The 21,538-nt window shown below is 70.9% G+C and carries 21 protein-coding genes; 9 read left to right on the forward strand and 12 right to left on the reverse strand.

Annotation, left to right across the window (positions count from 1 at the left end; translation table 11 throughout):
* The first annotated feature begins 34 nt into the window (after positions 1-34).
* From JMJ56_RS13545 to JMJ56_RS13555, 3 genes are all read left to right on the forward strand, one after another.
* Positions 35-1,630, forward strand: coding sequence for a phosphoenolpyruvate carboxykinase (locus JMJ56_RS13545; RefSeq protein WP_202832300.1), 1,596 nt, complete (start codon positions 35-37; stop codon positions 1,628-1,630).
* Between the two features lie 173 nt (positions 1,631-1,803).
* Positions 1,804-3,933, forward strand: a complete 2,130-nt coding sequence (locus JMJ56_RS13550; protein WP_202832301.1) for a hypothetical protein — start codon at positions 1,804-1,806, stop codon at positions 3,931-3,933.
* A gap of 128 nt (positions 3,934-4,061) precedes the next feature.
* Positions 4,062-4,460 carry a DUF2237 family protein gene (locus JMJ56_RS13555; protein ID WP_202832302.1) on the forward strand — a complete coding sequence of 133 codons (399 nt, stop codon included), beginning with the start codon at positions 4,062-4,064 and terminating at the stop codon, positions 4,458-4,460.
* A 1-nt stretch (position 4,461) separates the two neighbouring features.
* On the opposite strand, the gene JMJ56_RS13560 is transcribed toward JMJ56_RS13555, so the two are convergent.
* The 7 genes from JMJ56_RS13560 to JMJ56_RS13590 all read right to left on the reverse strand — a co-directional run bounded on the left by JMJ56_RS13560 (position 4,462) and on the right by JMJ56_RS13590 (position 10,462).
* Positions 4,462-5,205, reverse strand: a complete 744-nt coding sequence (locus JMJ56_RS13560) for an ABC transporter ATP-binding protein (protein ID WP_202832303.1) — start codon at positions 5,203-5,205, stop codon at positions 4,462-4,464.
* Positions 5,183-5,917, reverse strand: coding sequence for an ABC transporter ATP-binding protein (locus tag JMJ56_RS13565; RefSeq protein ID WP_268885010.1), 735 nt, complete (start codon positions 5,915-5,917; stop codon positions 5,183-5,185). The genes JMJ56_RS13560 and JMJ56_RS13565 overlap by 23 nt, the downstream gene beginning before the upstream one ends.
* Positions 5,896-6,879: a branched-chain amino acid ABC transporter permease gene (locus JMJ56_RS13570; protein WP_202832304.1), complete on the reverse strand. Its 984-nt coding sequence runs from the start codon at positions 6,877-6,879 to the stop codon at positions 5,896-5,898. Before JMJ56_RS13570 ends, JMJ56_RS13565 begins: the two co-directional genes overlap by 22 nt.
* Entirely contained in the window at positions 6,876-7,757 is an 882-nt protein-coding gene (locus JMJ56_RS13575; protein WP_202832305.1) for a branched-chain amino acid ABC transporter permease, read from the reverse strand. Before JMJ56_RS13575 ends, JMJ56_RS13570 begins: the two co-directional genes overlap by 4 nt.
* A 7-nt stretch (positions 7,758-7,764) precedes the next feature.
* Positions 7,765-9,027: an amino acid ABC transporter substrate-binding protein gene (locus tag JMJ56_RS13580; protein ID WP_202832306.1), complete on the reverse strand. Its 1,263-nt coding sequence runs from the start codon at positions 9,025-9,027 to the stop codon at positions 7,765-7,767.
* 32 nt (positions 9,028-9,059) lie between these two features.
* Complete coding sequence (locus JMJ56_RS13585) at positions 9,060-9,974, reverse strand: dioxygenase family protein (RefSeq protein WP_202832307.1); 915 nt, start codon at positions 9,972-9,974, stop codon at positions 9,060-9,062.
* 68 nt (positions 9,975-10,042) lie between these two features.
* Positions 10,043-10,462, reverse strand: a complete 420-nt coding sequence (locus JMJ56_RS13590) for a cupin domain-containing protein (RefSeq protein WP_202832308.1) — start codon at positions 10,460-10,462, stop codon at positions 10,043-10,045.
* Positions 10,463-10,677: 215 nt separating this feature from the next.
* Between JMJ56_RS13590 and JMJ56_RS33845 the strand changes: the two genes are divergently transcribed.
* From JMJ56_RS33845 to JMJ56_RS13605, 4 genes are all read left to right on the forward strand, one after another.
* Positions 10,678-11,976: a glycoside hydrolase family 1 protein gene (locus tag JMJ56_RS33845; protein ID WP_236037737.1), complete on the forward strand. Its 1,299-nt coding sequence runs from the start codon at positions 10,678-10,680 to the stop codon at positions 11,974-11,976.
* A complete protein-coding gene (locus JMJ56_RS13595; protein ID WP_328702375.1) occupies positions 11,973-13,199 on the forward strand; it encodes an MFS transporter in 1,227 nt (408 codons plus the stop codon). Before JMJ56_RS33845 ends, JMJ56_RS13595 begins: the two co-directional genes overlap by 4 nt.
* Positions 13,180-14,007: an aldo/keto reductase gene (locus JMJ56_RS13600; protein WP_202832310.1), complete on the forward strand. Its 828-nt coding sequence runs from the start codon at positions 13,180-13,182 to the stop codon at positions 14,005-14,007. Before JMJ56_RS13595 ends, JMJ56_RS13600 begins: the two co-directional genes overlap by 20 nt.
* 223 nt (positions 14,008-14,230) lie before the next feature.
* Complete coding sequence (locus JMJ56_RS13605) at positions 14,231-14,968, forward strand: Crp/Fnr family transcriptional regulator (RefSeq protein ID WP_236037738.1); 738 nt, start codon at positions 14,231-14,233, stop codon at positions 14,966-14,968.
* A 108-nt stretch (positions 14,969-15,076) separates the two neighbouring features.
* On the opposite strand, the gene JMJ56_RS13610 is transcribed toward JMJ56_RS13605, so the two are convergent.
* The 3 genes from JMJ56_RS13610 to JMJ56_RS13620 form a co-directional block, all read right to left on the reverse strand.
* The gene (locus tag JMJ56_RS13610) at positions 15,077-16,231 is read right to left on the reverse strand and encodes a patatin-like phospholipase family protein (protein WP_202832311.1); all 1,155 of its coding nucleotides are present in this window, start codon (positions 16,229-16,231) and stop codon (positions 15,077-15,079) included.
* A 6-nt stretch (positions 16,232-16,237) separates the two neighbouring features.
* Positions 16,238-16,375, reverse strand: coding sequence for a hypothetical protein (locus JMJ56_RS13615; protein WP_202832312.1), 138 nt, complete (start codon positions 16,373-16,375; stop codon positions 16,238-16,240).
* 78 nt (positions 16,376-16,453) lie between these two features.
* Positions 16,454-16,954 (reverse strand): Pvc16 family protein, encoded by a 501-nt coding sequence (locus JMJ56_RS13620; RefSeq protein ID WP_202832313.1) that lies wholly within the window; start codon positions 16,952-16,954, stop codon positions 16,454-16,456.
* A 217-nt stretch (positions 16,955-17,171) separates the two neighbouring features.
* Here JMJ56_RS13620 and JMJ56_RS13625 point away from each other — a divergent pair, with 217 nt between their 5' ends.
* Positions 17,172-18,215 (forward strand): isocitrate/isopropylmalate dehydrogenase family protein, encoded by a 1,044-nt coding sequence (locus JMJ56_RS13625; protein WP_202832314.1) that lies wholly within the window; start codon positions 17,172-17,174, stop codon positions 18,213-18,215.
* Here the strand turns inward: JMJ56_RS13625 and JMJ56_RS13630 are convergent.
* Together JMJ56_RS13630 and JMJ56_RS13635 are read right to left on the reverse strand one after the other, a co-directional pair.
* Positions 18,190-19,338, reverse strand: a complete 1,149-nt coding sequence (locus JMJ56_RS13630; protein ID WP_202832315.1) for a CaiB/BaiF CoA transferase family protein — start codon at positions 19,336-19,338, stop codon at positions 18,190-18,192. The two genes, JMJ56_RS13625 and JMJ56_RS13630, sit on opposite strands and share 26 nt — an antisense overlap.
* Before the next feature lie 75 nt (positions 19,339-19,413).
* Complete coding sequence (locus JMJ56_RS13635; protein ID WP_202832316.1) at positions 19,414-19,779, reverse strand: cupin domain-containing protein; 366 nt, start codon at positions 19,777-19,779, stop codon at positions 19,414-19,416.
* A 169-nt stretch (positions 19,780-19,948) separates the two neighbouring features.
* On the opposite strand from JMJ56_RS13635, the gene JMJ56_RS13640 reads away from it, so the two are divergent.
* Complete coding sequence (locus JMJ56_RS13640; protein WP_202832317.1) at positions 19,949-21,499, forward strand: PAS domain-containing protein; 1,551 nt, start codon at positions 19,949-19,951, stop codon at positions 21,497-21,499.
* Positions 21,500-21,538 lie beyond the last annotated feature (39 nt).

The raw sequence follows: 21,538 nt of genomic DNA on the forward strand, positions 1-21,538 counted from the left end.
CCTCTCGCCAGTAACAAACCGGAGAAGACACTGCATGTCAGCGCCCGAGACCGCCCTTGCCGGGACCGGTGTGGCCAGCGCCGCCACCATCCATGCCAACCTGACTGCCGCCGGCCTCTATGCGCATGCGCTGCGGCGGGGCGAGGGGCGGCTCTCCGCCAAGGGCGCCTTCATGGCAGTGACCGGCGTGCATACCGGCCGCTCCGTGCAGGACAAGTTCGTGGTCGACGACCCCGAGGTGCATGACCAGATCTGGTGGGGCAAGATCAACCAGCCGATGGCCCCCGAGAAGTTCCGTGGCCTCGCCGCCAAGGTCCGCACTTGGCTCGGCGCCCGCCCGGAGCTCTTTACCGAGGACCTCTATGCCGGGGCCGACCCGGCCCACCGCATCAAGGTCCGGCTGGTGACGACCAATGCCTGGCACGCGCTCTTCGCCCGCAACATGTTCATCCGCCCGGAGCGGGCGGAGCTGGAGGGCTTCACGCCCGACTTCACCATCCTGCACGCGCCGGAATACGAGGCGAACCCGGCCGAGGACGGCTGCCGCACCAGCACCTGCATCGCGCTGTCCTTCGCGGCGAAGACCATCCTGATCGCCGGCACCTCCTATGCCGGCGAGATCAAGAAATCGATCTTCACCGTGATGAACTGGCTGCTGCCCGAGAAGGGCGTGCTGCCGATGCATTGCAGCGCCAATCTCGGCAAGGGCGGCGACACGGCGCTGTTCTTCGGCCTCTCGGGCACCGGCAAGACGACGCTCTCCTCCGACCCGGAGCGCAGCCTGATCGGCGATGATGAGCATGGCTGGTCGGATACCGGCGTCTTCAACTTCGAGGGCGGCTGCTACGCCAAGGTCATCCGCCTCTCGCGCGAGGCGGAGCCGCAGATCTGGGACGCCTCGCACCGCTTCGGCGCCGTGCTCGAGAATGTCGTCGGCGACGAGCTCGGCCGGCTCGACCTCGATGACGGCTCGCTGACCGAGAACACCCGCTCCTGCTACCCGCTCGACTTCATCCCGAACACGGTGAAGGCGGGCCGCGCGGGCTTGCCGAAGAACGTGGTGATGCTGACGGCGGATGCCTTCGGCGTGCTGCCGCCGATCTCGAAGCTTTCGGCGGCGCAGGCGATGTACCACTTCCTCTCCGGCTACACGGCGCGCGTCGCCGGCACGGAGAAGGGCCTCGGCAAGGAGCCGCAGGCGACCTTCTCCACCTGCTTCGGCGCGCCCTTCCTGCCGCGCCACCCGGAGGTCTACGGCAAGCTGCTCGAGGATCTCATCAAGCGGCACGGCGCGGATTGCTGGCTGGTGAACACGGGCTGGTCCGGCGGCGCCTATGGCACCGGCAAGCGCATGTCGATCCAGCACACGCGGGCGCTGCTGCGCGCGGCGCTCGACGGCTCGCTGGCGCAGGTCGAATACGTCACCGACCCCTTCTTCGGCCTGCAAATCCCGAAATCCGTCCCCGGCATCCCCGCCGAGGTGCTGAACCCGCGCGAATCCTGGGCCGACAAGGCGGCCTATGACCGCACGGCGAAGGAGCTCGTCTCCCGCTTCGAGGCGAATTTCGAGACCTTCTCGGGCGGCGTCAGCGAGGCGGTGCTCGCCGCCGCCATCCGCGCGGCGGCCTGACCCAACGGGCGCCGCGGCGAGGGCTGCGGCGCCCACTTTTTTCTGACCGGACCGCGTCTTGCCGCACCGCCATCACCGACGGTTAAACCGTCCGGCAGATGAGGAGCGCGAGGCCATTGCCCCAGTCAGGACAGGCGACCGAAGCGAGGCCTTCCTTCGTCCTGGCTGATGGCGTGCGACAAACTCTGGCGGTCCGCGCCGACTGGTCGCCGGCCTGGCTGCAGGTGATCCTGGCGGGGTTGTTCGGCCTGGCCCATGCGGCGGTGCTGCTGCGCCTCGGCCTGGCGACGGCTCGTGACGCCTTCTGGCAGCGGCCGCCCGGCGACTTGGCGATGGCCACGATGGGTGCCGAGGCGCTGCTGCGCGACGGCTGGCGCTTTCCCCTCTCGGCGACTGCTCTGCTCTCGGCCGGCGATCCCTTGCCCATCGTCTATACCGACAGCATGCCCTGGCTGGTGCTGCTGTTGAAGGCGCTCGGCCTCTCGGCGGAGCTGGTGGCGCCGATGGGCCTCTGCATCCTGCTCGGCTTCGTGCTGCAGCCGGTCGCGGCGCTGGCCCTGCTGCGGGCCGCGGGCATCCGGCGCTGGGAGGTGTTGCTGGCGGGCATCGCCTTCGCTTCCTTCCTGCCGGCCTGGATCCTGCGCCTGCACATGCATCACCTGGCGCTGGCCTCGCATTGGGCGCTGCTGCTGGCCCTGGCGCTGGCCGTGCAGGCGGTGCGGCGCGGCGTCTCGGTGGCGATCATCGCCGGCTTCGCGGCGCTCGGCGCCCTGGTGATCGGGCTGCACGCGTATCTCTGGGCCATGGTGACGGGCATCGCGCTGGGCGGGCTCCTCGCCGATGCCGGAAGGCGGCCCACCTTGGGCTCCGTCCTGCGCGGCGGCCTCGGCTTCGGCGCCTTCCTGGTGAGTTCCGTGCTGGCGGCCTGGCTGCTTGGCTACCGGACGGAGAACGGGGCGCCGACCGGCTTCGGCTACTTCTCGATGAACCTGCTGAGCCCGGCCGTGCCGCAGCTCTCCGGCCTGTTCGGCACGCTGCCGGCGGGGCCGGTGGCCGATGGCATCCTCGACGCCACGGGCGGCCAGTATGAGGGCTTCAACTATCTCGGCCTCGGCATCCTGCTGCTGCTGGCCGCTGCGGCGCTGCATCTGGCCCGGCGTGGAGTACGGGCATCGTCGGGCCTCTGGCGTGCCGCCTTGCCACTCGGGCTGGTGCTGTTCGGCTGCCTGCTCTTCGCGCTGAGCAACCGCGTCCTCATCGGCGGCTTCGCGCTGCCGGCTATCCCCCTGCCCCGCAGCCTTGATGGGCTGGTGAACCAGCTGCGGGCCTCCGGGCGCTTCTTCTGGCCGCTGGCCTATCTGCTGCCCGTCCTGGCGCTGGCGGTGTTGGCGCGGGCACGGCATCGGCAGGCCGTCGGTGCCATGCTGGCAGGGCTCGTCATCCTGCAGGCGGGCGACATGGCGCAGCTGGACGGGATGCTGCGGAAGACCTTCCGCGCGCCGATGCCGGCGAATGTCGACCCGGCGCTGCTGCGGCATCCCCGGCTTGAGGGCCGCACCGTGACGCTGCACCCGCCGCTGACCTGCACGCGCCCAGGCGGCTGGCCCCTCGACTTTTCCCAGTTCGCCATGGCGGCGATGCGGGCCGGGATGCGCGTCGAGGGCGGGCCGGTGACGCGGCTGACCGGCGGGCGGAGCTGCGAGGCTGCCCGCCGGGACGCGCTGGCGGGGCTGCAGGACCGCGACGGGTTGCATGTCTTCCTCGCCGGCCAATGGCCGGAGGCCCTGCTGCTGCGCGCGGCCGCCCAAGGCTCGTGCCGTGGCTTCGAGATGGGGCTGGTCTGCGGGGATCCGGCCCTCATCGCCGGCTTCGTCCAGCCTCCGCCGGCCCCGCCGCCGCCGTTGCGGCCGGGGGCCGAACTGTCCTTCGCCGCGGGCGAGGGCGGCATCAGGCTGCTGGGCGCCGGCTGGTCCATGCCGGGGCGCTGGGGTGTCCGCTTCACCGCACCCGAAGCCGAACTGGTCCTGCCCATGCCGGCCGATTGGGAGGGGACGGCAAGGCTGACGCTGCGGATGCGCGGACCGGCGGCGCCAGGTCGGACCGTGACCGTCGAAGCGGGAAGGCGCGAGCTCGCTCGCCAGTCCGTCGCTGCGAGCGACGGCATCACCCTCACCGTGCCGGCGGAAGCCTGGGAGGACGGCCTCCTCACCCTCCGCTTCGTAGTGCTGGAGACGGACAGCAGCGCAATGGATGACCACCAGCGCGACCTGGGCCTTGAAGCCATCATCCTGGAGGCACGCTGAGAGCCTCGCAGTCCCCCAAAGCTTGTGGACGGCGCCCGGCGATCCGGCGCAGACTCGCCTCTCCCGGTGCTTTGGCCGGGCCTTGTCCACCTGCATTGCACGGAGGCCTGCCGATGCCGGATGGCGGAATGGGACCGGGACGTTGGCCGCCCAAGGGCCAACCTTCCGCGACCAATGTCCTGGGAGGCCCGCTGCTGCCCTGCTCCGTCGCGCCGCTCACCGGCTTCTACCGCGATGGCTGCTGCAATACCGGCGTGGAGGATCGCGGCCTTCACACCGTCTGCGTCGAGGCCACGGCGGAGTTCCTTGCCTTCTCCCGCACCTGCGGCAACGACCTCTCGACGCCGGTGCCGCAATACGGCTTCCCCGGGCTGAAGCCGGGCGACCGCTGGTGCCTCTGCGCCGCGCGCTGGGAGCAGGCGCGGCAGGCCGGCGTTGCGCCGCGCGTGCTGCTGGAGGCGACGCATGTGGCGACGCTCGAGATCTGCGCGCTGGAGGATCTGAAGGCGCACGCCGTCTCGGACTGACCTACAGCCCGAGGTAGACCTGCCGCACCAGGTCGTTGTCGCGCAGCGCCGCGGCGCTCTCGCCCTCGAACTCGATATGGCCGTGGACGATGACATAGCCGCGATCGGCGATGCGCACCGCCTGATGGAAATTCTGCTCCGCCATCAGCACGGTGAGGCCGAGCCGCGCCTTCATCTCGGCGATCATCTCCATTGTCCGCGCCACCAAAATCGGCGCAAGGCCGACCGAAGGTTCGTCCACCAGCAGGATGCGCGGCGCCGACATCAGCGCCCGGCCGAGCGCCACCATCTGCTGCTCGCCCCCGCTCATGCTGCCGACGAGCTGCGCCCGCCGCTCCGCCAGCCTTGGGAAAAGCTCATAGCAGAGGGCGAGGTTCTCACCGAGCGCCGCCCGCGCGGTCGCGCGATAGGCGCCGAGCCGCAGGTTCTGCTCGACGCTGAGCCGTGGGAAGAGCCGCCGCCCCTCCGGTACCAGCACGATGCCGAGTTCCACCACCTGCTCCGGCGACAGGCCGACCAGCTCCCTCTCCTGGCCCTCGATGCTCGCGCGGATGCGGCCCGCCGTCGCGCGGATCTGGCCCATGATGCTGCGCATCAGCGTCGTCTTGCCGTTGCCGTTGGTGCCGAGCAGCACCACCGTCTGCCCCGCCGGCACGCTGAGCGAGACGCCCTGCAACACCCGCACCGCGCCGTAGCCGGCATCGAGGCCCGCGATCTCGAGGCTATTGCCGGCCAAGATAGGCATCTTCCACCTCCCGGAGCGCCAGCACCTCGCGCGGCACGCCGTCGGCGATCTTGCGGCCGGCGACGAAGACCACCAGCCGCTCGGCGAAGGCCGTCACCGCCCGCATGATGTGCTCGATCATGATGATGGCCGTGCCCGCCGCGTTCAGCCGGAACAGCAGGGCGAGGATCTGGTCGACCTCGGTATTGGAGAGGCCCGCCATCGCCTCGTCGGCGATGAGCAGCTGGGGGTCGAGCGCGATGGCCCGCGCTAGCTCCAGCCGGCGCAGCTCCACCTGGGTCAGCTCGCGCGGCAGGCACTCCGCCTTGCCTGCCATCTCCACCTGCTCCAGGCATTGCATCGCCCGCGCGGTCGCCGAGCCCGCCTGCCCGGCGAAGAGCACCGGCACCCGCACATTCTCGAGCACCGAGAGGCTGCCGAAGGGCTGCGGCAACTGGAAGGTCCGCGCCAGGCCAAGCCGCGCCCGCCGATGCGGCTTCAGCCCGTCGAGCGCCTGGCCGTCGAGGCTCACCCGTCCGTCATGCGCCGCGAAATCGCCGGAGATGCAGTTGACGAAGGTGGACTTGCCGGAGCCGTTCGGCCCGATCAGCCCCAGCCTCTCCCCGGCACGCAATTCGAGATCGACCGCATGCAGGGCGGTGAAGCCGCCGAAGCGCTTGCCGACGCCCTCGGCCCTGAGCAGGGCCCCGCTTATCGCCGCCGCCTGAACCAGCCGAGGATGCCGCGCGGCGCCACCGCGACGAAGATCACCAGCATCCAGCCGACGATGAAGAGGTTGAGCGCGGAGGAGATCGTCACCGTCGCCGCCTGCTGCAGGCTGCCGAGCAGCACCGCGCCGATCACCGGCCCGGCCCAGGTGCCGGCGCCACCAATCAGCGGCATGGCGATGGCATTCACTGCATAGGCCAGGCTGAAGGCGCCCTCCGGGTTGAGGTAGCCGCTGTAATAGGGCAGCGGCGCGCCAGCGACGGCCATCAGCGCGCCGCAGAGCGCGGTCGCCACCAGCTTGAGCCGCAAGGTCGGCACGCCCACCGCCTCGGCCGCGCGCTCATTGTCGCGGATGGCCTGGAGGCCGCGCCCAAGCCGCGTCACCTCCACCGTGCGGGCGATGCCGACAGCGAGCACCGCCAGCAGCAGCATGACGAGGAACAGGTATTCGCCGTAGCTGGTGAAGGGCGCCACCTCGCGCGGACGCACGATATAGGCGCCGCGCGAGCCGCCGACATAGTCCCAGTTCACCACCAGGGTCTGCAACACGACGGCGAGGCAGAGCGTGGCGATGGAGAAGTAGACCCCGCGCAGCCGCAGCGTCAGGTAGCCCGTCCCCAGCCCGAGCAGCGCGCCAACCACGGCGGCCGCAGCGATGCCCGGCAGCAGGTCGAGCCCCGTCGCCTTACGCAGCGCGATCGCGGTGTAGGCTCCGGCCGCCATGAAGCCGGCTGCGCCGAAATTCACATAGCCCGCGTAGCCGCCGAGGATGTTCCAGGCCGTCGCCAGCACGACATATTGCAGGATGAAGTAGCCGGCGAAGTAGCCGTAGTCGTTGCCGATCGCCCGGAGTGCGACGAAGACCAGCACGGCGACGCCGACCGCGCCGAGCCAGAAGGGCAGGTGCCGCCGTCCGCCCGCGGCCATCGCCGGCGCCGGGGCGAGGGGCAGTGAGGCGTCGCTCATGCCAGCTTCCCGAACAGGCCCTGCGGCCGCACCGCCAGCACCAGCAGCAGCCAGCCGAAGGCGACCGCCGGCGACCAGGACGGGCCGTAGAAGCTCGCCGTCACGTTCTCGACCACGCCGAAGAGGAAGGCAGCGAGGATACAGCCCGGCAAACTCCCCATCCCGCCCATGATGCAGACTGCGAAGACGCGGCCGATGAAGACCTGGCCGGAGGATGGCTCCACCGGCTGCACCACCACCAGCGCCCCGCCCGCGATGGCGGCCAGCGCCACCGAGAGGCCGAAGGCCAGCCGCTTGATCCGCACCGGGTCCACCGCCATCAGCCGCAGCGCCTCGGCATCCTGCGCCACGGCGGAGATGGCAAGCCCGGTGAAGCTGCGGCGAAGGAAGACCCACAGCGCCCCGATCGCCGCCATCGCCAGCAGCGCCGGCGCCAGCATCCGCAGCGGGATGTCGATCTCGCCGATGCGCCAGGTGACGAAGGCATAGGGCGGGTCGAGGAAGCGCTGCTCCGGCCCGAAGGCCATCACCAGCCCGACCTCGATGATGAACATCACCCCGAAGAAGAAGGCGAGGCCCTGCAACGCCTCGTCGCCGCGCCGCTCGAAGAAGTGGTGGTAGAAGGTGTAGATGGCGACGCCCAGGACGTAGAAAGGCACCGCCAGCAGCACGGCGGCCAGCAGCGGGTCGATCCCGAGCGCGGTGCCGACCAGCACGACGAGGAAGCCGCCCGCCACCATCAGCGCCGGATGCGCGATGTTGACGATGTCGAGCATGCCGAAGGACACCGCGAGCCCCGCCGCCGCTGCGGCATAGAGCCCGCCCAGCAGCAGGCCGGAGACGATGCCGTTCAGCAGGAGGGCAAGATCGCCGTCCATTGGCCGTTCAGGCCGGGGCGCCGTAGGGGATGCGCAGCTCGCCGGACTTCAGGCTCTCCGGGAAGAGGATGACCTTGGCGCCGGGCTTCTTGTACTTCTCGAGGTCGCCGTCGCGGATGCCCTGGAACTGCACCAGCAGGTTGCGCGGCTCCGCCCATTCGCCGTGCGCGCCGAAGCGGATGTCGCCGACGACGGTGTTGAAGATGCTGGCGTGCATGTCCCCGGCCAGCGCCGCCTGGTCCAGCTTCCCGACGCGGTTCAGCGCCTGCTCCACCACCTGCATCTGCGCATAGGCATAGGGCTGCAGGTAGTTGCCGAGCACGTCCACCTGCTCCTGCACGGCGCGCGCCCGGTACTTCTCCTGGAAGGCGCGGATGCCGGGGAAGTCCATCGTCGGCTCCGGCGAGTAGATGTCCCAGGTCACCAGGTTGTTCAGGATGGGGCCGAGCTGCGCCTGCACCGCCGCGATCTGCGGCCCGATCATGCCGCCGCCGAACATCTGCGCGGTGATCCGCAACTCGCTGGCCGCGCGCAGGATGCCGTTGGAATCCGGCGGGTAGGAGCCGATGAAGATCAGGTCCGGTCGCGCCGCCTGGATGGAGCGCAGGGTCGGCGTGAAGTCGACCGTCGTCGGCGGGTAGGAGCGGTCATAGACGATGCGCAACCCGCGCTGCTTCGAGAGGTAGCGCGCGCTCTCGGCCGCCTTCTGGGCGAATTCGTTGTCCACGGCGAGGATGGCGATGGTCCGCGGCGGCGTCGGCAGCCTGGCGGCGACGTCGAGGAAGCCCTTGGCATAATTGGCGCGGATGTCGTCGCCAGTGACGTTCATGTTGAAGTAGCGGTCGTACTTGAACGCCTCGTTCACCCCGGCCCCGAGCAGCGTGACGTAGCACATGTTGCGCTGCATCACGACGGGCATGGAGGGCGCGATCATCACCGTCGCATAGGAAGAGGTGACCATGTCGACCCGGTCGACATCGAGCAGCTTCGTGTAGAGGCCGGGCACGTTCGCCGGGCTGCTCTGGTCGTCGTAGTAGACCAGCTCGACGGGGCGGCCGAGGATGCCACCGCGGGCGTTCACGTCCTCCTGCCAGATCCTGTGCGCGAGGAGGGAGGAGCGGCCGTTTGGCGCCAGCCCGCCCGAAAGCGACATGGAATAGCCGATGCGGAGCGGGTTGGAACCCTGGGCGAAGGAGAGGCCCGGCGCCGCCGCCAGCACGGTCGCCCCGGCCGCAAGCCGGCCGAGCGCCCGCCTCGTCATCCTGGTCATTGTTGTTGTCCTCCCCGAAACCCCTGCCGCGGCTATTCCGCCGCTGGCATCAGCTTTGATGGATCAGAGCCTACCCTCCCGCCGCCATCCCCGGCGCCGAGGCGCGAGAGGCGGAAATCGTATTGCACGGCCGGCAGGTCCGCCCGCGGCGCGCCGGGCAGGCCCATCGCCTCCCGCACCACCAGCGAGTGGGAGACGCCGAAGACGGTGTCGCTGTCGATATTGGGGTCGTCGCCGAAATAGAGCGCCGTCACCAGCTCGCGGTGCCCCGGCACGGCGACGAGGATGTGGATATGCGCTGGCCGCATCCCATGCCGGTTTTGCTGCTTGACGAACTTGCCGACCGGCCCGTCCAGCGGGATGCTGTAGCCGATCGGCTTCACCGTGCGCATGTGGAAGCGCCCCTCGGCATCGGCGCGGAAGCGGCCGCGCATGTCCATCACCGTCGCGTCGCCCGCCTGCAGGTCGTAGAGTCCCGCGGCATTGGTCTGCCAGATGTCGATCTCGGCGCCCGGCAGCGGCCGGCCCTCGCTATCCGTCACCCGGCCGAAGATGACGATCTCCGTCCCACCCGTGTCGTGCACGGCGATGCTTTCGCCGAGCGCGAATTCCGGCGCCTGCTCGCGGAAGAAGGGGCCGAGCAGGCTGGTCTCCGTCCCCGCCGCCTCGCGCCCCTCGGCATCGTGCATGAGATTGACGAGGCGCGAGAGGCCGAGCACGTCGGAAAGCAGAATGTACTCCTGCCGAAAGGGCGTGCAGGCTTGGCCGACCGCGGTGAGGAAGGCGATGCCCGCCAGCCATTCATCCGGCTTGAGGTTCACCTCCTGGGCAAAGGCGTGGAGGTGGCGGGTCGCCGCAGCCATGATCTCCCGCAACCGGGGGTCGGGCGTCGCCGCCATCTGTGCCAGTGCCTCGCGGGTGACGCTCTCGCGGTCGAGATCGGCCATGGCGCCCTCCTCCCTTGTCCCTGGCAGCGAGGATGCTCGTTCCGCCCTGCGGCGGTCAATCCTCCGGGTCAGTCCCTTTGCGGCGGGTCGCAGGCCCGGGTCGCCATGTCGCCGGGGATGGAGAGCTCGAGGATCTCCACGTCGTCGGAGGTGGCGATCTCGTTGTGCTTCATCCCGCCGGGAATGAGGATGGCATCGCCCAGCTCGGCGCGGGTGCGGGTGCCGTCCTCGAATTCCAGTTCCACCCAGCCCTTCAGGACGTAGATGAACTGCGCCTCGCACTCATGGGTGTGCCAGCCGGTCGGCTCGGTCATGCCGGTGATGGCTTCCATCACCTGGGCACGGAGCTTGCCGCCGGTGGCCGCCTGGACGCCGAGGTCGCGGTAGCGGAAGAATTTGCGCCGGCCCTTTACGAAGGGCTGCTCCTCCTTCTTCGCAACGGTGAGCCTGATCTCCGGGCGCGAGGCGCCCGCGACGGTGCCGTCCATGGACTTATTCTCCTCCGGTATTGCGAGAAGGCTACACCCGGCCGGGCTGCGGACAAGCATGATATTCCGCCGCAAGCGTGTACGGCGCCGTACCATGTGAAGACCTTACCCCACCGACAGGAACTTCGTCTTCCCGCGCCGCGATTGGGAAGGATCGACCGGGAGCATGACGGCATGGCGGAATTACGGACGCAACGGCAACGGAACGGTCGCGCATGACGGTGGCGCTTTGGGGGGGCCTCGAATGCAGCGTCCTCCGCTCCGCCTGCGGCTGGCGCGACCAGATCCGGGAAACCGGGCATCACGACCGCATCGCCGATCTCGAGGCCATAGCCGGCCTCGGCATCCGTCAACTCCGCTACACCGTCTCCTGGGAACGGGTGGCGCCGGACAGCCCGCTGGATTGCGACTGGGCCTGGCATGACGAGCGGCTGGCCGAGCTGCGCCGGCTCGGCATCGCGCCCATCATCGGCATCGTCCATCACGGCAGCGGGCCGGCCCGCACCGGGCTCGACGATCCGCGCTTCCCTGTCCTGCTGGCGGAATTCGCCGGCCGCGTCGCGCGCCGCTACCCCTGGATCACCGACTGGACGCCGGTGAACGAGCCGCTGACCACCGCACGCTTCTCCGGCCTCTACGGCCACTGGTCCCCCTTCGGCACCGGCGAGGCCAGCTTCCTCCGCATCCTGGCGAATGAATGCCATGGCGTGCTGCTGTCGATGCAGGCGATCCGCGCCGCCATCCCCAATGCGCGGCTCGTGCAGACCGAGGATATCGGCCACACCTTTTCCACGCCGCTGCTGGCCTACCAGGCGCGCTACGAGAATGCCCGGCGCTGGCTGAGCCTCGACCTGCTGTGCGGCCGCGTCGGGCGCGACCATCCCTGGCACGGCAAGCTGCTGGCCGCCGGCGTGCCGGAGGCGCTGCTGGAGAATCTCGCAGCCGGCATCCCGGAGCCGATGCTGCTCGGCCTCAACTACTACATTACCAGCGAGCGGTTCCTCGACCAGCGGCTCGGCCTCTATCCGCCCGGGACGCATGGCGGCAACGGCCGCCACCGCTATGCCGACACCGAGGCCGTGCGGGTGCCGATGCCGCCCGGCAGCACCGGCTGGCTGCCGCGCCTGCGCGAGGCCTGGCAGCGCTATCCCGGCCTGCCGCTCGCCGTCACCGAGGTGCATATCGGCTGCACGGAGGACGAGCAGCTCCGCTGGCTCGCCGGATGTTGGGCCGCGGTGGCAGCGCTCCGCGTCGAGGGCGCCCCCTTCGAGGCCGTGACGCCCTGGGCGCTGTTCGGCGCCGTCGACTGGTGCAGCCTGCTGGCCCGCCGCGAGGGGCGCTACGAGGCGGGCGCCTTCGACATCCGCGCGCCCGGCGGCCCGCGCCCGACCCTGCTGGCCGAAGGCATTGCCACCCTCGGCCACCGTGGTCGCATCGACCATCCCTTGCTGGACTCGCCCGGCTGGTGGGCACTGGAGGAACGCGTGCATCCCGAGCTGCGGCAAGCCGGGTGAACCCCACCCGGGCGCTCGACCTCCTCAACATCCTGCTTTCCGATGTCCGCTACGGGCTCGGCGCCTATCTCGGCGTCTACCTGCTGACCGAACATCACTGGGATGCGGCGGAGATCGGCCTCGCCCTCTCGATCGGCGGCTTGGCCGGGCTGCTGGCGCAGACGCCGATCGGCCTCCTGGTCGATGCCATCCGGGCCAAGCGCGCCCTGCTCGCCGGCGCCGTGCTGGTGGTGATGACGAGTTGCCTCGTCATCCCGCTGGCGCCGCATTTCTGGCCGGTCGTCCTGGCGGGCGTCATCGGCGGGCTGGCCGGCACCTCCATCGCGCCGACGCTCGCCGCCATCTCGTTAGGCATGGTCGGGCCCGGCGCCTTCGCCCGCCGTGCCTGCCGGAACGAGGCGCTGTTCCATGCCGGCAACGGTGCGGTCAACCTGCTGATCCTGGCGATGGCGCCCCTCTTCGGCACGCCCGTGCTGTTCTGGGTGATGGCCGGGACGGGCCTTGCCAGCGCCGGGGCGGCGCTCGCCATCCCCGCCCGTTCCATCGACCACGCCGTTGCCCGCGGCCTGCTGCCAGGGAGCGTGGGCGCCGCGCCGCGCCAGGGCTGGCGGGTGCTGCTAGGCAGCCGGCCGCTGCTCGCCTTCGCCCTCACCGGCGCGCTCTTCCACATGGCGAATGGCTCCATGCTGGCGCTGGTGGCGCAGAAGCTCGCCCTGCAGAATATCGGCTGGGGCGTGGCGCTGACCGCCATCTGCGCCATCGCCGCGCAATCGGTGATGGTGCCGGCCGCGGCGCTGGCCGGTGCGCGGGCCGAGGCCTGGGGCAGGCGGCCGCTGCTTCTCGTCGCCTTCCTGGCGCTCGCGCTGCGCGGCGTGCTCTACACCGCCTCGGACCATCCGGCCTGGCTGATCGGCGTGCAGCTCCTGGACGGCGTGGGTGCCGGGCTGATCGGCGCGCTCTTCCCCGTCGTCATCGCCGACCTGACGCGCGGCACCGGGCATTTCGCCGCGGCGCAGGGTGCGGTCGGCACCGTGCATGGCCTCGGCGGGGTGGTGAGCGGGGCGCTCTCCGGCCTGGTCGTGGTGCATTACGGCTATGATGCCGCCTTCCTGGCGCTGGCGGCGATCGCGGGGTTGGGCGCGGCGTTGTTCTGGCTCACCATGCCGGAAACCCGAAATCTCGCCCCCGAGAAGGAGCTTGCCCATGACCATCCCGCTGCTTGAGACGGCGCTGACCCGCATGCCGGCGCTTGGCTTCGGCACCTGGCCGATGCGCGGCGCGGAATGCCGGGCGGCGGTGGAATCCGCCCTCGGCATGGGCTACCGACATGTCGACACCGCCGAGATGTACGGCAACGAGGACGCGGTGGGCGCGGCGCTGGCCGCCTCCGGCCTGCCGCGCGAGCAGCTCTACCTCACCACCAAGGTCTGGAACGACAAGCCAAAGGGCGCCGAGATCCGCCGTGCCGCGGAGGCCAGCCTGGAGCGCCTGCGCCAGCCCTATGTCGACCTGCTGCTGATCCATTGGCCGAGCCCGCAGCTCGACCTGCCCGATGCGCTCGCCTCCCTCGCCCGGATGCGGGAGGAAGGCTTGGCGCGCGCGGTGGGGGTGGCGAATTTCCCCCTCGGCCTGCTGCGCCGCGCGATGGAGTTGGGCATCGCCCCGCTCGCCTGCCTCCAGGTCGAGCATCATGTCTACCTCGACCAGTCCCGGCTGCTGGCCTATTGCCGCGAGAAGGAGTTGCTGCTGACCAGCTACACGCCGGTTGCCAAGGGCGAGGTGCTGCAGGACCCGGTGATCGGGCGCATCGCCCGCAAGCATGGCAAGACGGCCGGGCAGGTGGCGCTGGCTTGGCTGCTCGGCATGGAGGGCGTCGCGGCCATTCCCAAGGCGGCCTCGCCGGAGCGGCAACGGGAGAACATGGAGGCCGCGACGCTCCGCCTCGATACCGAGGATCAGGCGGCGCTGGCCGCCCTGCCTAAGGACCGGCGCATGGTGAACCCCGGCATCGCCCCGGACTGGGAGTCCTGAGCAGGGATCCCGGCGCAGAATGACGCAGGTTTGATCGTCAAAACAGCAATCATTCCTGAATCTATCGGATGCGTACAGCCGTCGCGCCGGAAAAGGGAGCAACGTGAAGGGGTGACGGCCTAATCCTGCCGCTGGGCGGGCTCACTTTGGCAACAATCAGGTTAGACTGGCTTCGCCCTTGCCTGGGCCAGGCTTTTCCCGCCGCCCGGCAAGGATTTTCCCATTGTCCATCGCCACCGCGCCGGAATCGGCTCCCCGCAACCGGCTGCTCGCAGCCTTGCCTGCCGAGGACCTCGCGTGGCTTCGCCCGAAGCTGAAGCTGGTCGAACTCGAGCTCCGCCAGACCCTGGCGTCGCCCGAGCAGCGCATCGAGCATGTCTACTTCCTGGAGACCGGCTGGGTCTCCGTGCTGGCTCCGCTCGATGACGGCGACAGCGCCGAGGTCGGCCTTGCCGGAGTTGAGGGCATGACCGGCTGGCCGGTAGCGCTCGGCGACGACACCGCCGAATTCGAGGTGATGGTGCAATGCGCCGGCACCGCCTGGCGCCTGACCAACGCCGATTTCCGCGATGCGCTGGAGGCCAGCGCGGCGCTGCGCGACCTGATGATGCGCTTCGTGCTGGCGCAGCACAGCCAGATCGCCTGGACCGCGGCCTGCAACGGCCGGCACAATATCGAGCAGCGTCTCGCCCGCTGGCTGCTGATGGCGCACGACCGCAGCGAGGGCGACACCTTCCCGATCACCCACGAATTCCTGTCTGTAATGCTCGGCGTCCGCCGCGCCGGCGTCACCGTCGCGGCCGGCATGCTGCAGCGGGCGGGGATGATCCGCTATGGCGGCGGGCGGATGACCATCACCGACCGCCCCGGCCTCGAGGCGTCCTGCTGCGAATGCTACGGCTCGGCCCGTCGCGTGCAGGAACGGCATTTTCCATCCGGCGACAACCGCTACTGGCGCTGACCGGTGGAGCACCGTCGGGGTCCGGCGTGAAACGCCTGACAGCCCTGACGATGCGAACGAACATCAAGCCGGACCATGATCCGCGATTCGGCAGTCATGGGTCATGGTCTAGCGGGCGGAGCGCGCCTCCACCTCATGCAGCAGCAGGCCAGGGGCGAGCACCGCCGCGGCCGCCGGCTCGCGCAGGCGTCCGAGCACCTCGTGCATGCCGCGCTCCCCCGCCGCCCAGCGGTCCGCGAGGGTGGCGCGGGAGAAGTCGAAGACCTTGCCCGCCCCCGCCTCGTCCTCCGCCGCATGGTAATTGAGCAGGACCACCGTTGCCTCGGCATGGGCCAGCAGCGCGGCCAGCTCGGCCTCGCGCTCCCGCTCCGGCGGCAGCTCGGCGGCGAGGCGGCCGATCAGCGCGCGCATGCGGTACTCGCGGACGCGACTCTCCAGCGCCTGCCGCGTCTGGTTGCCGAAGGCGAGGTCGCCAGCCCGCGCCACTGCCGCGCTGAGCGAGGCAGGCCGCCGCCCTGACCGGGCGAAGAGCTCCACGACCAGGCATTGCAGCGGTCCCGTCCCCGGCGCATCCAGCACGATGTCGATCGGCGCATTGGTCGAGATGCCGCCATCCGCCAGCAGCCGCCCCTCGACCTCGACAGGGGTGAAGAGCGGCAGCAGGGCGGAGGAGGCGGCCAGATGCTCCGGCCCAATCCGCGCGCCCGCAGCGGTGTCGAAGGCCACGCGCTCGCCCGTCTCCACATCCGTCGCGGTGATGGTGAGGCGCACCTCGCCGCCGTTCAGCCGGTCGAAGTCGATGAATTCCGGCAGGAGCCGCATCAGCGGTCCGAGTTCGTAGAGCGAGGCGGCCGGGCCGAATTCCGGCATCAGGCGCGGCCGGAACAGCACCGGGTTGCCGAGGAGCAGCGTCTGCATCGCGCTCAGCTGGTTGTAGCCGCGGCGCCAGAGCCCGGCGTCCGGCGGCGGACCGAAGATCGCGGCGGCGAGCGGCATCGGCTCGGTCGCCGCCCGCTCCCAGAAGCGGCGCAGCGCAGCGACGCGCTGCCCCGGCGCATTCCCGGCGATGATCGCCGCGTTCAGCGCCCCGGCCGAGGCGCCCAGCACCCAGGGCGGCGCCCCGCCCTCCGCCGCCTCGTAGGCGGCGTAGGCCCCAGCCTCGAAGGCGCCGAGGGCGATGCCCCCCGAAAGGACGAGGGCGCGGCGCGGGTCGGCAGGCACGGGGGCGGTCTCGGCCGCCAGGTTCGGATGATGCATGTCCATGGCGGCTTACCGCGAAACCGGGCCGGGCCGGGCCGAAGGCGCCATCGCCTCCGGCGCGGTGGCGCAGCGGGCGAAAGCAAGGGCGGTCGCGCGGCCGATGCCGCTAGAGGCGCCGGTGACGAGGATCGTGCGAGTTTCGGGCATCGGGAATCCTGGGCCAGTCATGTTGCAATGCAATATGACTGGGGGAACGAGCCGCTCCAGGCGGGGTTCCTTCCGCTCTCAACCCATGCCGGGCCGCAACCGCATGCTGTGGACCATGTAGGGAAGCAGCAGCGGCGGCGGGTCGCCACAGGCATCCAGCAGGCGCAGATAGGTCTCGTCCGGCAGGTGTTCGAGCGTGACCACCAGCGCCTCCGCCTCGATGTCGCCCGGCTCGCCAGCGGATTGGATCAGCGGGTTCCGCTCCAGCGCCTGCATGCAACGGCCGAGCAACGCCTGCTCCGCCGCGCTGTCATGGCCGCGCACAGCCAGCAGGTAGCGCAGCCGCATCCCGGCGCCCTCGGGCGGGTCGGCCTTGGAGGCGGTGCGCAGCGGCGAGGTGTCGCCGGGATTCTCCTCCGGCTGGACGCGCCAGAGGATGAGGGCGATGCCATGGCCCGGATTGGTCCGCGCCTGGGTGAGAGTCATCGCCTCCACCGCCATCCCGTGCAGCGCGCCGTCGCGTTCCAGGCTGGTGCGGAGATGGTTGGTGAGGGCGGCGCTGGCGGCTGCGATGGGCATGGCGGACTCCGACGCTGTGCCGGCGCCAACGACCAGCCCCGATTCGCGGTTTCCGCCGCCGCCGCCATTTCGCCGGTGCCGGCCCCGCGGCTGCCGGTCTGGCCACGGCCGAGCGTGGTGTGGCACCTTGGGCGTCGGTTCGACCCGTTTAAGGTGCTGGTCCATAGCAAAGGCCAGCCGGCGGGTCATACCGATTTCACACAGAGCGGAGCCCCAGATGGGTGGACAGGATACACAGGGCGCCATCCCGGCGACGCTGATCCCCGGTGACGGCATCGGGCCGGAGATCACCAGGGCCGTGGTCGCCATCCTGGAGGCGCTCGGGGCGCCCTTCACCTGGGATGTGCAGCAGGGCGGCCTCGCCGGCATCGAGGCGCATGGCGACCCGCTGCCCGGCGTCACCCTCGATTCCATCCGCCGCACCCGGCTTGCCCTGAAGGGCCCGCTGACCACGCCGGTCGGCGGCGGCTTCCGCTCGGTCAATGTCCGCCTGCGCGAGGAATTCGGCCTCTACGCCAATCTGCGCCCGGCCAAGAGCATGGTGCCCGGCGGCCGCTACGAGGATATCGACCTCGTCATCGTCCGCGAGAACATCGAGGGGCTCTACGTCGCCTTCGAGCACTACATCCCGATCGAGGGCGATCCGCACGCGGTCGCTATCTCCTCCGGCGTCAATACCCGCGCCGGCTCGCGCCGCATCCTGGAATACGCCTTCGACTACGCGGTGAAGCACGGGCGGAAGAAGGTGACGGTCGTCCACAAGGCGAATGTGCTGAAGGCGCTGACCGGCATCTTCCTCGAGACGGCGAAGGAGGTGGCGCCGCGCTATGCCGGCCGCGTGGAGTGGGACGACCGCATCGTCGATGCCTGCGCCATGCAGCTGGTGCTCGACCCCTGGCGCTTCGACGTCATCGTCACCACCAACCTCTTCGGCGACATCCTCTCCGACCAGGCGGCGGGGCTGATCGGCGGGCTCGGCATGGCGCCGGGGGCCAATATCGGCGCCGACGCGGCGATCTTCGAGGCGGTGCACGGCTCGGCCCCCGACATCGCCGGCAAGGGCATCGCCAACCCGCTGGCGATGCTGCTCGCCGCCGGGCTCATGCTGGAGCATGTCGGCCGCCAGCCCCTCGCCGCCCGGCTGCGCGTGGCGGTGGACCGCGCCCTCAACGGCGACGGCATCCGCACCCGCGACCTCGGCGGCAGCGCCTCCACCATGGACTTCGCCGAGGCGGTCATCCGCCGCCTGCCGGAGGCCTGACCGGCACCGGCGCGCCGTACTCGGCATTCGCCTCGCCGAGCGCCGGCGCGCCGCGCTCCACCGGCGGCCTGACGCGGTCGAAGGAGACCGGCAGGCCAATGCCGCGCGGGGCCTCCGGCGCCGCCACCACCATGCCCAGCGCCTCGGTCTGCGGGTGCGCCGCGACCGCCGCCAGGTCATGGATCGGCGAGCAGGGCACCCCCGCCGCCTCCAGCGCCGCCGCCCAGTCCTCGCTGCCGCGCGCCAGCATCGCCGCCTCCAGCAGCGGCAGCAGGATCTCGCGGTGCGCGATGCGGTCCTTGTTGGTGCGGAAGCGCGGGTCGGCGCCCCATTCGGGATGGCCGAGCACGGTGGCGAATTTGGCGAAGAGCCGGTCGTTGGCCGCGGCGACGACGATCTCGCCATCCGCCGTGTCGAAGGCCTGGAAGACGATCAGCTTCGGGTTGCCGCTGCGGTGCCGCGGCGGCTGCCGCCCGGTCTCGAAGAAGCCCGCGAAATGCTGACCCATCCAGCCGAGGCCGGTCTCGAAGAGCGAGGTATCGACCGTCGCTCCCTCCCCCGTCAGGTGCCGCCGCTGCAGGGCGGCGAGGCAGCCGAGCGCCGCCCAAACCCCGGTGCCGAGGTCGAGCACCTGCATCCCGACCCGCGCCGGCTGTGCCTCCGCGCTGCCGTTCACGCTGAACATCCCGGCGAAGGCCTGCACGATCGGCTCGTAGCCTGGCTTCAGCGCCAGCGGCCCGGCGGCGCCGAAGGCATGGAGCGAGCAGTAGATCAGGCGGGGATTCAGCGCCCGCACCGCCTCCGCCCCGAGGCCCATCGCCTCCAGCGAGCCGGGCCGCATATTCTGGATGAAAATGTCGGCACCCTTCAGGAAGCCGCGCAGCCACTCGGCCGCCGCCTTGTCCTTCAGGTCGAGCGCGATGCTGCGCTTGTTGCGGTTGACCGCATGGAAGGTGGTCGCCGTCCCGGCATGGAAGGGCGGCCCCCAGCCGCGAGCATCATCGCCCTCCGGCCGCTCGATCTTCACCACCCGGGCGCCGAGCAGGCCGAGGATCTCGCTGGCATAGGGGCCGGCCAGGTTCTGCCCGAGCTCGACCACCGTCACCCCTTGCAAGGGCAGCATGGCAGCGCATTCCTTCTGCGGACGTTTCGCGCGAAAGTCTGGGCGCCGCCGCCGCCCAGGGTCAAGCGGGGAGGGTCAAGCCGGGTGGAAGTCGAACTCGCCGTCGCGCGACTGCCATTGCTGCACGGTCAGCACCTGCGCGCCACTCTCGCTCTCATGCGGCCCGTGGACCTGCCCGGCCGGATGGGTGAGGAAGCCCCCCGGCCCCAGCCGCTGCCCGCCATCGATCAGCTCGCCGCTGAGCACGTAGTGCATCTCCGAGCCCTTGGTATGCGAATGCGCCGGGATGAAACCGCCTGGTGGGATGTGGACGATGCTCGTCACCACGCCCCGCTCCGCATCCTCGTTCAGCACCTGGATGCGGAACTCGCCCCGTGCCCCTGGAATGACGAAGGGCGCTGCCGCCACCTCCTCCGCCGCCTGCCTGATCCCGTCCGCCATGCCTGTCGCTCCCCGCTTGTCGCCGGGCCAACGCCCGCCCGCCACGCCGGGTTGCCGCCCCGCTCCCGATCTGTTGACCCGCCGATCGTCGCCTGACAGGTCCCGTGACTGACGCGATGCAGCATTGTGCATGCGGTTTCCTTCAACCTTGGCGCGTCAAACGGCATTGGTGACACGCGGATCAATCGGCCTGCGCGCGTTGCCGCCCCTGTTGCTGGCCCTGGCGGCGCTTGCCCTGTGGCTGGCGGATGGGAGGGACCGCCCCCGGATCGCCCTGCCCATCCTGCTGCTGCTCGCCCTGGGCTTGGCCCTCGCCGCTATCCTGGCCCGCTGCCTGGCCGAGCGCGACCGCGCCCGCGCTGGCGAGGCGGCGAGCGAACGCCGCTTCCGCGCCCTGTCCCAGGCCGGCGCGCTGGTGCTCTGGCATGGCGATGCCGAGGGCGCGATCCTCGAGGCCGAGGGTTGGACCGAGCTCACCGGCCAGGATTCCGGGGCCCTGCGCGGCGCTGGCTGGCTGGAGATGGTGCACCCCGCCGACCGCGAGCCGACCATTGCCGCCTGGGCCGCGGCCCGCGCCGCCCGCGTGCCGGTCGACATCGAGTACCGCGTCCGGACCAGTGCGGGCGCCTGGCACTGGGTCCGCGCCCGCGCCGTGCCGACCGGGCAGGAATGGGTCGGCCTGCTCGAGGATGTGCATGAGCACCGGCAGGCCAGCCTCGACCTCGCCGAGCGGCAGGAGAAGCTCCGCCTCGCCCTCGAGGCCGCCCGGCTGGTGAGCTGGGAATACGATGTCCGCGCCGACCGCGGGCGTCGCATCAGCCGCCCCGACGACTCGCTGGACGCCCCTGCGCAGTCGGGCTTCACCCTCGCCGACTGGGTCGCCGCGGCGCATCCCGAGGACCGCCCCGTGGTCCTCGCCCGGTTGCAGTCGACCATTGCCGGCGAGGCGGCGGATTTCGCCGCCGAATTCCGCGTCCGCCGCCGCCCGCCGGCCGAGGGTTATGCCTGGGTCGCCTCCCAGGGCGCGGTGACCGAGCGGGATCCGGCGACCGGCCGGGCGTTGCGCCTCTCCGGCATCTCCCGCGACGTGAGCGAGCGGCGCGAGGCGGAGCAGCGCCGCCTGCTGCTGATGCGGGAGGTGGACCACCGCGCCAAGAACGTCCTTGCCGTGGTCCAGTCCGTCCTGCGCCTGACCCGGCGCGACCGGCCGGAGTCCTACATGGCGACGGTGGAGGCCCGCGTCGCCGCCCTCGCCCGCGCCCATACGCTGCTGGCCGAGAAGGGCTGGGTCGGCGCCGATCTCCGCCTCATCGCCGAGCGCGAGCTCAGCGGCTGCCCACCGGGGGCGGTGCGGATGGAGGGGCCGCCCCTCGCCATCGGTGCCGGCGCGGTGCAGCCGCTCGCCATGGTGCTGCACGAGCTGGCGACCAATGCGGTGAAGCATGGGGCCGCTTCGGCACCGGCGGGGCGGATCATCCTCGCCTGGCGGCTGGAGGAGGACGAGCTTCGCCTCGACTGGACCGAGCGTGGCGGCCCGCCGGTAAAGGCCCCCTCCGGCCGCGGCTTCGGCACGCGCATGCTGGATGCGGTGCTGCGCGGCCAGCTCGGCGGCAGGCTGGCGATGGACTGGGCGCCGGGGGGGCTCGAATGCCACATCGCCCTGCCCGCCGCCCGCGTGGTGGCAGCGGCCGACCCGAACCAGCCCCAGCCGGCCGCCTAGCCGCCCCTCCACCGGACCCGAAGCCGACCGGGGCTGCCA

It is taken from the genome of Belnapia arida, from assembly GCF_016773205.1.
Taxonomy (GTDB): domain Bacteria; phylum Pseudomonadota; class Alphaproteobacteria; order Acetobacterales; family Acetobacteraceae; genus Belnapia; species Belnapia arida.